Source organism: Planctobacterium sp. AWH2_060 (genome assembly GCF_056158425.1).
Map to the genome: position 1 here is coordinate 1,341,250 of NZ_JBSWTG010000001.1, position 12,008 is coordinate 1,353,257.

Genomic DNA, 12,008 nt, shown 5'->3' on the forward strand with positions numbered 1-12,008 from the left:
GAATAACAAATGAGGCTTAATGGTAAAAAATAGACTCCACATTTTCTGCACATTTTGATGCGATAAATACCATTGCCAAAGCATTATATGCAGGCCTAACGAACTGGAGTATCTGAGATGGCGTCACTAGCAAGTTTTAAAATTGAAGGTACCGAATACCACATATCGGACGAAAATATGGATATGGAACTACTAAAGTCGCTGCTTAAAAAAGTGATTGGCCGCAATGACTCTCCGTTGCTGGAGCAACTATGCCAACGCCAAAGTGACAATGATGACTGGTTTGAAGCGCTACTCGCTCAGTACACTTATACCCTAAAAGGTGATCAGGAAGAGCAACTTGGCGACAATGACGACGACGAACTTTTAAACGCGTTATAATAAAGTTAAAAAGTCTCGACTTTTGCCTGTAAAAAGTCCCCTGTTTACTTCATAATTCTTTCCTCACCGCTATCACCATCCCGGGACAAATTGATGTATGCCGTTATTTTTAAAGCCAAAACCGGAACACAAGACACCCAGTATTCAGATACTGTAGCTTTGATGAGAGAGCTTGCCTTCAATCGTTACAATTGCCAGGATTTTGTGGCAGTTACTGAGGGGCAACAAGAAATCGCTATTTCATATTGGCTATCAGAGCAGGATATCAAAAATTGGCACAAAGACAGCCAACATGCCGTAGCCCAAAAACTGGGGAAAGAAAAATGGTACAAAGGCTATACGGTTGAAGTGGTAGAGATTAAACGGCGCTATCAATTTGGCGACGCCTGATAAACATCGACTATTTTTTTAAAACACCTGGTATGCTTTCCAGGTTTGATTTTGAATTAACAGTTTGTACACAACTTTGATTATAGTGGACAACAAATCTACCCATCGATTATCCCATCAACTTAATTTGCCTACATATTGAGCAAACAAAGCCATAGTTAGGGCTTTTTGATTACATATACTGCACTTTTTAATTACTTTTGATTACACTTTGTTACATCAATGTAAATCTGGCCCGCTGTTTTGAAGCGAACTGACTTTTTATTCAGAAGTAGTAAACATCACAATCTCCCAAAAGATATAGAGTGGCAGCTTACTCAAGACTTTTTCCGCAAGGCCAGTACCAATACCCGGCCTTTAATGCTTGGCGCTATTCTCTTTGCCGTGGCCGCCTATTTTCAACAGGCCAATGAAACCGCGATTTTTTTATGGCTGGCAGTGCAGTTCCTGTTTGGATTGTTTTTACATCTGTTAACTCAACAATATCGTTCGCCTAAAATCGAAAACGGCCAGCTACTGCGCTTTATCGTCGCCAGGATTATTATTGGTGTGCTGATTGCTGCGATGTTTGGTAGTTCATTGTTTTTGTTGCCTGAACCCAATATGGCGACGGGCTCACCAATTTTTATCTTTATGCTGATGATGATAGCCATCATCACGGTATTTCGTTACGCCATGCTCCCCATGTTTTCCAATGTCTTTTTGATAAGTCTGGTGATGCCACAACTAATATTTTTTATCTGCTTTCCGAGCAATTTACATCTCACCTTTTTGGTTTTGGTTCCCAGTGGAATCATTTTGGTGGTGCATCTGGGCAATGTACTTTCTCAGGCTAATCGTGAAACCATCTCTTTAAATGAAAAACTAAAGCACGAAATTGAAGAACACGTAAAAACCAAAAAGTCGCTGGAGGTTATCGCTATGCAGGATCCTCTGACTCACTTGGGAAATCGACGACAGTTTGATAATAGCTTACAAGCTGAATTGCAGAGATTTAAACGCTATGAACGCAGCTTCAGCATCTTTTATGTAGATCTGGATAACTTTAAACCCGTTAATGACGTATATGGCCATGATATTGGAGATCAATTACTTGCCGAGATGGCAAAGCGATTAAAAAGTTCTATGCGCATTACCGATACAGTAACCCGTATCGGTGGCGATGAGTTTGCCATTATCGCTCCCGGTATCGCGGATAAAACAGACATAGACAACCTGATGAATAAGCTCGAAAGCGAGATTACTCAACCTTTTCAGTTTGATTCCGTTCGCCTTGAAATCAACGCCAGTATTGGCTGGGCAAATTGTCCTCACGATGGCTTAGACAAGGAAGCCCTGCTGAAGGTGGCAGACACCCGCATGTACAAAGTAAAAAATAGTCGGTGACAGTGGCACGCATTAGCTATTAGTTCCACTGCCACCGAATACTATGTGATGTATCAGGCCAGTCTGTTACCGATTGGCAATTTAGTGATCGCCTTGCCGGTAATACTGCGAATCGCATTGGCTACTGCGGGTCCGATAGGCGGCGTGCCCGGCTCACCGACGCCTGTCGGAGCGGCATCTGATGGCATGACAAACACTTTAATGTCCGGCATTTGATTGATGCGCAGTGGCGTGTAGTCATAAAAGTTATTTTGCACTACTTTACCGCCATCCAGAGTAATTGCCTCCCCTAAAATGGCACTCAGCCCATATCCTATGCCCCCTTCCATTTGCGCAACTACGACATCAGGCGTGACTGCAACGCCACAATCCACCGCGCACCACACCTTTTCTACCTGAAAGGATTTGTCTTCATTGACTTTGACTTGTGCTACCTGCGCCACAAAGCTGGCGAAAGACTCATGCACAGCGACGCCCAAACCAGTACCGGATGGTAGTTCGCAGCCCCAGTTGGACTCAGCCAGTACCTTATTTAATACCGCTAAATGTCGGGGATGCTGCTTCAGTAATTTTTGCCGCAGCGTTGCTGGATCCTGACCCGCAGCGTGTGCTACTTCATCAAAAAACACTTCCGTCGCATAGGCGTTGTGACTATGTCCTACTGAACGCCACCATAAGACCGGGACGCCTGCTCTTGCTTCGTGTCCATCAAATTTAAAGTTGGGGATCTGATAAGGCAGATTGGCACCGCCTTCAACCAGAGCGAAATCCAAAGGACCTGTAATTAGGCCTTCAAACGGCGTGCCTCTCAAAATAGATTGAGAAACAAGGCGCTGATGCCAGCCTGTTAGTTCATCATTATCATCTATCGCAGCACGAAACTTGTGATAAGCCATAGGACGGTATCGCCCACCTTTAATGTCGTCTTCCCTGGACCACTGCAAACAAACCGGTGCGGCCCCTTCAATGGCTTTAGCTATCACTACGGCATCCATAACGAAGTCAGAGTCTGGGACAGCACGACGACCAAAACTCCCCCCGGCAAACTGGGTGTGCACAAACACCTTTTCTACAGGTAAACCAGTCACCTGAGATGCAACAAACTGATCGATACCAGGGATTTGTGAACCTGTGTAGATATGGCAGGCGTCTTTTTGCAAATCCACAACACAATTCATGGGCTCCATGGTGGCATGGGATAAATAAGGAAATTCAAAATCCAGTTCTACTGTTTTTGCCGCCTCAGATAACGCCTTGTCAATGTCACCATCGTTTTTGGCAACCGCCCCGTTAGTTTCCGCTAACGCTTTGAAATCCGACCACAATTGCTGGGAGCCACGGGTTTCAGCCTGGCTGTCATCCCATTCAATAGCTAACGCCTGCTTACCCTGTCTGGCGGCCCAGTGATTTTTAGCCAAAACCGCAACACCTCGTGGGGTACTAATCACAGATTCAACACCTGCGACAGCCTTTGCCTTATCACTATTGACACTTTTAAGTGTGGCACCAAATTTTTCAGGCCGGGCAATCGCCGCCACCAACATACCCGGCAGGCGCACATCAATAGTGTAATTTGCCTTTCCTGTGCTTTTGTCTTTACTGTCAATTCTGGGCACTGATTTGCCTATCAGAGTAAACTGATCAGGGGTTTTTAATTTTGGCGTTTCCGGAGGAGCAATAAGTGCGGCGACCTCGGCCATCTCTCCGTATGAGGCCACTTTTCCGGGCCCTTTTAACTGACCATTTTCGGCACGAACTTCAGACTCTGCAACAGCCCACTGTTTCGCCGCGGCAGCAATCAGCATCGCTTTTGCCGCTGCGCCAGCCTGGCGAAGCTGCATCCAGGAATTGGCAATAGAGGTTGAACCACCCGTTCCCTGATAGGGACCCCAGAATAAATTGTTGTAGCGCTTTGCATCAGCAGGAGCAAATTCCCAGCGCATTTGTGCCCAATCAGCGTTCAATTCTTCAGCCACAATCGCAGTGAGTCCAGTTGTTACGCCCTGCCCCTTGTCCAGATGTTTGATCACTACCGTAATGGTGTTGTCTTTAGCAATCCTGACAAAATGCCCCATAGCCGTTGCACCTTGCCCACCGGCCTCAACGTCAGAGTTTATCGATAATCCGATGCTAAATCCGACACCTGAAATCGCTGACACTTTCAAAAACTGCCGTCTGGACAACTCCGGTGCTTTAATGCCGGCGATGCTACTTTGTGCTTGTACCATTTTCATCATGAAACCTCCTTAGCCAGAGTATCAGCGGCGTGATGGATTGCAGCGCGAATTCGATGGTACGTCGCGCACCGACAGATATTGCCCTGCATTGCCATATCAATATCTTTGTCGGAAGGCTTTTTATTACTTTCCAACAGCGCCGTCGCTGACATCACCTGGCCAGACTGGCAGTATCCGCACTGCACTACATCCAACTGTTGCCATGCTTGTTGAATCGCCATTGCAGTGTCTGAAGAAAGCCCTTCGATAGTAGTCACCTTTGCCCCGTTAGCCGCAGCAACGGGTGTGGAACAGGAGCGTACAGGCTGACCGTTTAAGTGCATTGTGCAAGCGCCACACATGCCCACACCGCAACCAAACTTGCTGCCAGTCAGGTTTAACTCATCACGCACATACCACAGCAGTGGCATATTGGGATCACCGTCATAGGTGACCTTGTTACCATTTAACTCAAATGAAATCATGATTACTCCAGAGCACAAGGCTCAGTGTTTTAACGATGAAGTTGCAGGGAATTTTAAAAAGTATTGCAAAGGTGAGTTTTTTGGCAAGTCATACAACCAGCAAAACGGCGAGAATTTCAGCATTTTGTAGGATTGTGCATCAGGCAAATTTAAAAAGGCATATTATCAGCCTACTCGCACACATCGCTTGCGGCTCAGCAACTTTGCGCCAGCTCTAACTGCACAGTGATAAAGTTATGTTTTAGCTTCTGATAAACTGCGCTGTCGTTTTGACAAAGCAGTGCCGCATCCCTTTTAATTGCTGCGTATTCTGTTGCACGCTCGGGGTGAGCAATCAGAAAATCTCTGAATAGTAAGTGTTGTCGAATACGTTCGTCTCCTGACACAAAGGCATGCATATGGTGACTTCGCTGTTTTCCGCCTTTTTGAAAGTAACGTCGCCCGGCAATTCCATTTTCACCTTTGGCCTTATAGCCCATATCCGCCAGCGCATCATTTAAACTATCCAATCCAGTCAGACAGCGCACCTCCAGCAAAATATCAATAATGGGTTTGGCACACATTCCTTCGATTGAGGTACTGCCAATGTGCGCTATGCTGACCGCCACCGATTCCATTACGATAGATAACTTTTCTTTTTCCTGAAGGAATTGTTCAGGCCAGGCAGGGTCATAGTCGACGACTTCAATAATTCGAGACATTTCATTCAGGCGTGTTAGTTCAAAAACTATTTTACCAAAATAGCGACTTTACGCTGCTCTCCATGCTCATCTTCAATCAATAAATTAAGGGTTTCGCCTGGCGCTCGTTTCATCATCTTTTTAGCTTTTTTGGCATCACAACCGGGGATGGCACAATCCTCTATCGACAATATCTTGTCCCCACTTTTCAATCCGGCCGCCTCAGCTGGTGAGTCTACAAATACTTCGTCAACAGTGACTTCTTTCAGTTCTGGGCTAAAAAATCCAGAAACGGATACTGCCGCACTAAAACCTATGGAGCCTTTTTCTTCGGCGACCACTGAGATAGACAATAGCAGCAGAGCCATGAGAGAAATTTTAGGCATATTATTTCCTTGTTGTTTTCATTATTTCGAAACTAATAGACCTGACAAGGCAAAAACAGTTCCCTGTTCAGCGAGAAATTCACCGGGCGAAAAGCGATTAAAACTATTGCCCGGTTATACACTAACCTCAGGATTGAGACTGAGATTGTTGCGCAGCTATCATGCCAGATAAAAAGTAGTGCTCATTAACGGCATTGTGCACTTTGCTTAATTCCAGTTGAATATCATCGATAACGTCGTGTAAAGCTTGCTGTCGCAAATTTTGAACTTCCTGCTCAGCCACACGACGCTTAACTTTCATTAACTGCCTTAGAGGCATGTCATTGCGAGGTAAATCAGCCAATCGTTCACCAATGTCATTAATACAGAACAGAATCGAGCGAGGGAAAGTCTCGCTCTGCATCAAAAAGCTCAACACCTGTGCTCTTTTAACTTTCACGTTCATACTTTGTCGGTACATCTGGTAGGCATCCATCGACTTTAAAACACTCATCCATTGAATATTCTGAAAGGGTTCACTTTCTTCTTCATTCACCAGATTAGCGGAGCGCACATCCACAATACGACTGGTCATTTCTGCCCGCTCCAGGTCACATCCCATTCTGAAAAACAGATAGCTCTCATCGTGATTCAGCGACCCTTCTATCAAGCCGTAAAAAGACTGAATACGAAAAAGAACCTCCTCCAGATAAGCAAAACGGCGCTTCTTATTAACCCCTTCCATGACATTTTCTTTACCAAAATGATACAGGGAGTTGAGTCGTTCCCAGGCTTCACGGGGCAATATATCTCGGACAGTGCGGGCATTTTCCCTAGCCGCCCACAAACAGTAATTTAGGCTAACCTGACTGGTTTCATTGCGCTCCAGTAAAAACTTCATCACGGTGCGTTCGTTAAAATTACTGTAGACCTCACAATAGGCATCGCGCTCACCAACAATGTCGATCAGTGGCTCCCAGCCTAAACTAACGCCTTTTGGTAAATCTAATAACAGATTGTTATTCACATTGATCAGACGGGCCATATTCTCAGCTCGCTCAACATAGCGCGCCATCCAATAAATAGTTTCTACAACTCTTGCTAACATGGCTTAGTCCTCCTCCACAATCCAGGTATCTTTACTTCCACCGCCCTGCGAGGAATTCACTATCAATGATCCTTTGCGCATAGCAACCCGGGTCAGTCCTCCCATGGTCACAGTGATATCATCACTGGACAGAATAAAGGGACGCATATCCACATGACGAGGTTCTGCATTGGTACCTACTAACGAAGGAACTGTTGATAAATTTAATGTTGGCTGGGCGATATAATTACGCGGATCGGCTTTTATCAAAGCGGCGAACTTTTCCTGATCCTTTTTGGTGGACATAGGACCAATCAGCATACCGTAACCACCGGATTCATTTGCTGGTTTCACCACCAGTTTATCCAAGTTCTCCAGCACATATTTTTGTTCTGATTCATTCATGCAACGATAGGTAGGCACGTTAGGAATTGCGGCTTCTTCACCCAGATAATATTTAATAATTTCCGGCACCCAGGCGTATACCACTTTATCATCCGCCACACCGGCACCGGGCGCATTGGCTAAGGCGACATTGCCCTTTTTCCAGGCCCGCATAATTCCGGGCACACCCAACATAGAGTCGGGATTAAAGGCTTCGGGATCTAAAAACAAGTCGTCAATTCGACGATAGATAACATCCACCCTTTGCAAGCCTTCAACGGTACGCATATAAACGCAATCATCATCGTTGACCACTAAGTCACGGCCTTCCACCAACTCACAGCCCATCTGTTGTGCCAGATAAGCGTGTTCAAAATAAGCTGAGTTATAAATGCCCGGTGTGAGCACCACCACTTCGGGATAATCCAAAGGACGAGGTGAGATTGCCGCCAGCATATCGAATAGCTGCGAGGGATAATCATCCACCGGCATGATGGACATTTGCTCAAACATATCCGGAAATACCCGCTTCATCACTTCGCGATTTTCCAGCAAGTAAGATACGCCAGAAGGCACTCGCAAGTTATCTTCCAGTACGTACATTGTACCGTCGCTGTCCCGTACTATATCCGAACCACAAATGTGTGCCCAGATATTCAGCGGCGGTCTGATCCCAACACACTGCTTGCGGAAATTAACCGATTTTGCCAGCAATTCCGCTGGAAAGACCTTATCTTTGATAATCTTTTGTTCGTGATAAATATCATCAATGAACATATTCAGCGCTTTTACCCGCTGTTTCAGACCATATTCGATGTTTTGCCACTCTTTTTTCGGCATCACTCTGGGAATAACATCGAATGGCCAGGCGCGATCAATAGAGCCACCCTCGTGGTAAACGGTGAACGTGATCCCCATTTCTTTGATGGCTAAATCTGTGGAATTAACCACTAACGCCAACTCTTCGTCCGTCAGCGACTCAAAATACTTAGTCACCTGTTTCGCACACTTTCGGGGTTTACCCGCAGACTTCATGAGTTCATCATAAAAGTTCTGGGTGTCGTATTTATCCCAATTAATCGCCATCAAACCACCTTTTAAATAATGTTATTTTGTCAGGTACAATTTATTTTTAAGTATTGCAGCAATCTGTCGCTTTGCCCAAATAATCATCCCAGCTAAATCCTTGCCACATCTACAGATACCGTCAGAACATTACTACCACCACCAAATAGCACACCTTTGAGCGGTGTAACGTCGAAATAGTCCCGGCCCATTGCTAATCGAATATGCTGATTGCCCGGTACTATGTCATTGGTAGGGTCAAACTCCATCCAGCCACTTCCCGGTAAATAAACCGCAAACCAGGCATGAGACGCATCGGCCCCTTCTAGTTTTTCCTGGCCTTCCGGGGGTAATGTTTCAATGTAGCCGCTGACATAACGAGCTGCTAACCCGATGCTGCGCAAACAACCAATGGCCAGATGTGCAAAGTCCTGGCAAACCCCGCGTTTGTGCTCGATAACGGTTTGCAAAGGTGTGCTCAGGGTTGTGAATGCCGGGTCGTACTTGAATTCGGTAAAGATGCGGTGCATCAGATGGCGAGTAGCGTCCAACAATGGCCGGTTGGGCTTAAAACTCAGCAATGCGTATTCTTTCAGCGAAGGCAGCAAATCAATAAACTTGGATGCATAGGTAAACTCTTTAGCAAACAGCATTTCCGGTGACAGACCTCTGGCAATTTCATCGCGCACCTGCTCCCATGCGGCATCAAAGCTAAACAACATGCTTTGTGGCTTTTCCAAAACCAGAACTTCACTGGTTACGCTGACTTCTAAAATTTTGTGCTGTTCAGGAATATCAAAACGGGTTACCAGATTGCCAAAGTAGTCTTTGTGCTCACCTAAATAGCTGGGTGCTGGAGATATGGTAAAGCTGCAAGATTGCCGGGTCTGGTGCTCATTGGTTAATGGTGTCAGCCTTGCCAAATTCTGGCATAAGCTCACCGGTTCTGCGTATTCGTAGCGGGTAATGTGTTTAATGCGAAACTTCACGATTGCACCTGTCCTTGCAACAGCTGCGCTGCGCCCTCGGTATGAGAGAAGTAAATCTGACTGATAGCTTCGGCCAAATCACTGAGATCAGTGCTCACATCGTCTAACAAGTGCTGAAGATTGGTGCGCTCTCCTTCTTTGTCTGCCAGCACCAGTTCATTTAGTTCGCAGAGTTGAATACGGGTCAGGGCTGACAGGATCATCTTCTCATGTCTTTCCAGGCGAGAGTCGTTCTGCTCATTAGGCATTTCTGCCACCAACTGCTTTAACCTTTTCAATTGATAGCACAGAGACCTGGGGTAATCGGCATTAAGCAGCAATAATTCGACAACGGTTTCCATTCTTTGCTCAACCCGGTAACGCCGTCGGTGGGTAGCTAAACTCTCCTGCGAATACAGCAAACTGTCCAACACCAGCGACTCCATTTCGTTATCAACCTCCTGGCTCAACAGAATCTCCGATAAATTCATAATTTGATGGGCTCGCTCCAGGCGACGCCCCGCCTCCAGCATCAGCCAACCGCCATCCCGAGATAAGCTTTCAGCCGCATGCCCTAAAAAGGCGCTCACTGAATCCAGTAATTCGTTCAGTAATTCCTGCATGTCACTGACACTGCGGGTTGGCTTACTGTATTTGATGCGCCGTGCAGCCTGGTTAATCTCATCAATGATGCGCCAGGTATCTCCCGACCAGTAATCTCTGACATTAAAGGCACTGTTAAGGAAGAAGCCAAAGGTAGCCGTTAATCCCCCGTTGAGGTCGGTGCCAAACACAAATTGCCGCATCATCCACCAATAGGAACTGCGCCCTTTCTCAGTCATATCTTCGAGGGCATCTGCAATTTGAGGGTGATGAGGCAACAATCCGGTTATCAATTTTTCGATATGAGCCAGAGCATCTTCCTCACGATCAGGGGAATACTCGGTTAAGCGCGACAATATTGCTCTAACAAGGCGTACCTGGCTTTCTGAGCGTTCGATATTGCGCCCAACCCAAAACAAACTTTCGGCTGTTCTGCTGGTGATCTGTTCATGACCCCGATAGGCGGCCTGCTCTCCCACCAACTGCCATAAGCTGCTGTAATTTTCTTCGCTTTCTCCCAGTACCCAGGTGTCTTTCAGTAAGCCAGTAAACGGGTTTTCCTGTTGCTGGTAATACACCAGTCGGGTCAAAGCGCCAGGCAGCACGCGATAACTGCCTTGTTCGGTAAGCGCAAAACTGCGAATTTTAATAGGTTTGGCCTGAAACTTAGCATTATTCCAGGCTGGTGCTCTGGAAAACTCCAGAAACTGCTGACCAACATATTTAGCGGGCTGCCGCTCTATGTCCTGACGCAGTTGTTCCAGCTTGGCGTCATCCATACTGGCGGGATATTGATTTTTAGCATGGTAATCCGCGCGTTTAATTACCATATTTTGCAAGTTGTCCAATACAAAATGGCGGCGATTTTTATCTCCACACCACAAAGTATCAATCTGGGGTAACAACAAGGGCTCACCAAACAGGTGCTCACAAACCGCTGGCAAGTAAGACATGAGACCAGGGCTTTCTAATATGCCGGCACCGATGGGATTAATGACAATCACATTGCCTTGCCGCACTGCGTGTAACAAGCCCGGTACACCATAGATGGCATCTTCTTTTAGCTCCAGTGAATCACATGCCTGGTCGTCTACCCAGCGCAAAATCACATCAACCTGCTCTAAGCCATCCAGGGTTTTTAACCAGACCTTGCCTTCACGAACCGTTAAATCCGCTCCTAATACAAGGTTGTAACCCAAATAGGCTGCCAGATAGGCATGTTCAAAGTAGGTTTCATCCGAAGCACCAGCAGACAACATAACAATGTTGGGAGTACGATTGTGCGGCACCATAGCCGTGAAAGTGCCATGCCAGGCCTTAAAAAATCCGGACAAACGCGCGATCTCAGCACTACTGAATTCACTACTCATTACCCGTGACATGGCCACCCGATTTTCCAGGCAGTAACCGACCCCGGTAGGCATCTGAGTTTTATCCCGGATGACCACCAATTGCCCGTCTGGATTGCGGGTGATATCCGCGGAATAGAACATCAAGGGCGTTTGGATATGATTGTAAAGCCCATGAGCAGGACGAATATACTGATCAGAATTAAGCACCACTTCTGCCGGGATGATGCCCGAAGTCAGCAACTCGCGACGACCGTAGAGATCTTTAAACACCGCGTTGAGCACTTTTGCCCGCTGCTGCATACCGGCATTGAGTTGTTGCCAGGAATCCTGATCCAAAACATAGGGTATGGCATCCAGTTCCCAGGCTCGACGAGACTTATCCTCCTTACCAAAACTGTAGGTAACACCGATTTCCTGCAGTTGTCGATGGATCAGTTGTTGTCTCGCCCTGAAATCCGATTCAGGTAATTTTTCTAACTGCTGAACCAGATTTTGCCAATGTGGTCTCGGCTGCCCCGTTTGCGCATCCCAGAATTCATCATAGCCCATGGCATCGGCATGGTAATCTTCCATGTGTCTGGATAACAAAGACTCTTCTGGACGGGATTTAGTCGTCATAGTTATTTCTCTTTATGCTATTCCCGCG

Annotated in this window: 11 protein-coding genes; 3 read left to right on the plus strand and 8 right to left on the minus strand. The window is 46.4% G+C overall.

The window, feature by feature from the left end:
• Positions 1–117 precede the first annotated feature (117 nt).
• From ACXAD8_RS05875 to ACXAD8_RS05885, 3 genes are all read left to right on the plus strand, one after another.
• Positions 118–381 (plus strand): hypothetical protein, encoded by a 264-nt coding sequence (locus ACXAD8_RS05875; RefSeq protein WP_475226069.1) that lies wholly within the window; start codon positions 118–120, stop codon positions 379–381.
• Positions 382–474: 93 nt separating this feature from the next.
• The gene (locus ACXAD8_RS05880; protein ID WP_475226072.1) at positions 475–771 is read left to right on the plus strand and encodes an antibiotic biosynthesis monooxygenase family protein; all 297 of its coding nucleotides are present in this window, start codon (positions 475–477) and stop codon (positions 769–771) included.
• A 243-nt stretch (positions 772–1,014) separates the two neighbouring features.
• Complete coding sequence (locus tag ACXAD8_RS05885) at positions 1,015–2,157, plus strand: diguanylate cyclase (protein WP_475226074.1); 1,143 nt, start codon at positions 1,015–1,017, stop codon at positions 2,155–2,157.
• Positions 2,158–2,210: 53 nt separating this feature from the next.
• Here the strand turns inward: ACXAD8_RS05885 and ACXAD8_RS05890 are convergent, their stop codons facing one another.
• From ACXAD8_RS05890 to ACXAD8_RS05925, 8 genes are all read right to left on the minus strand, one after another.
• The gene (locus ACXAD8_RS05890) at positions 2,211–4,394 is read right to left on the minus strand and encodes a xanthine dehydrogenase family protein molybdopterin-binding subunit (protein ID WP_475226077.1); all 2,184 of its coding nucleotides are present in this window, start codon (positions 4,392–4,394) and stop codon (positions 2,211–2,213) included.
• Entirely contained in the window at positions 4,391–4,858 is a 468-nt protein-coding gene (locus ACXAD8_RS05895; protein WP_475226079.1) for a (2Fe-2S)-binding protein, read from the minus strand. The genes ACXAD8_RS05890 and ACXAD8_RS05895 overlap by 4 nt, the downstream gene beginning before the upstream one ends.
• A 194-nt stretch (positions 4,859–5,052) precedes the next feature.
• Positions 5,053–5,559: a GrpB family protein gene (locus tag ACXAD8_RS05900; RefSeq protein WP_475226082.1), complete on the minus strand. Its 507-nt coding sequence runs from the start codon at positions 5,557–5,559 to the stop codon at positions 5,053–5,055.
• Between the two features lie 26 nt (positions 5,560–5,585).
• Positions 5,586–5,924 (minus strand): PDZ domain-containing protein, encoded by a 339-nt coding sequence (locus tag ACXAD8_RS05905; protein WP_475226085.1) that lies wholly within the window; start codon positions 5,922–5,924, stop codon positions 5,586–5,588.
• 127 nt (positions 5,925–6,051) lie between these two features.
• A complete protein-coding gene (locus ACXAD8_RS05910; protein WP_475226088.1) occupies positions 6,052–7,011 on the minus strand; it encodes an alpha-E domain-containing protein in 960 nt (319 codons plus the stop codon).
• Between the two features lie 3 nt (positions 7,012–7,014).
• Complete coding sequence (locus ACXAD8_RS05915) at positions 7,015–8,460, minus strand: circularly permuted type 2 ATP-grasp protein (protein WP_475226090.1); 1,446 nt, start codon at positions 8,458–8,460, stop codon at positions 7,015–7,017.
• Positions 8,461–8,552: 92 nt separating this feature from the next.
• The gene (locus ACXAD8_RS05920; RefSeq protein ID WP_475226093.1) at positions 8,553–9,428 is read right to left on the minus strand and encodes a transglutaminase family protein; all 876 of its coding nucleotides are present in this window, start codon (positions 9,426–9,428) and stop codon (positions 8,553–8,555) included.
• A complete protein-coding gene (locus tag ACXAD8_RS05925; RefSeq protein WP_475226095.1) occupies positions 9,425–11,980 on the minus strand; it encodes a circularly permuted type 2 ATP-grasp protein in 2,556 nt (851 codons plus the stop codon). The genes ACXAD8_RS05920 and ACXAD8_RS05925 overlap by 4 nt, the downstream gene beginning before the upstream one ends.
• Positions 11,981–12,008 lie beyond the last annotated feature (28 nt).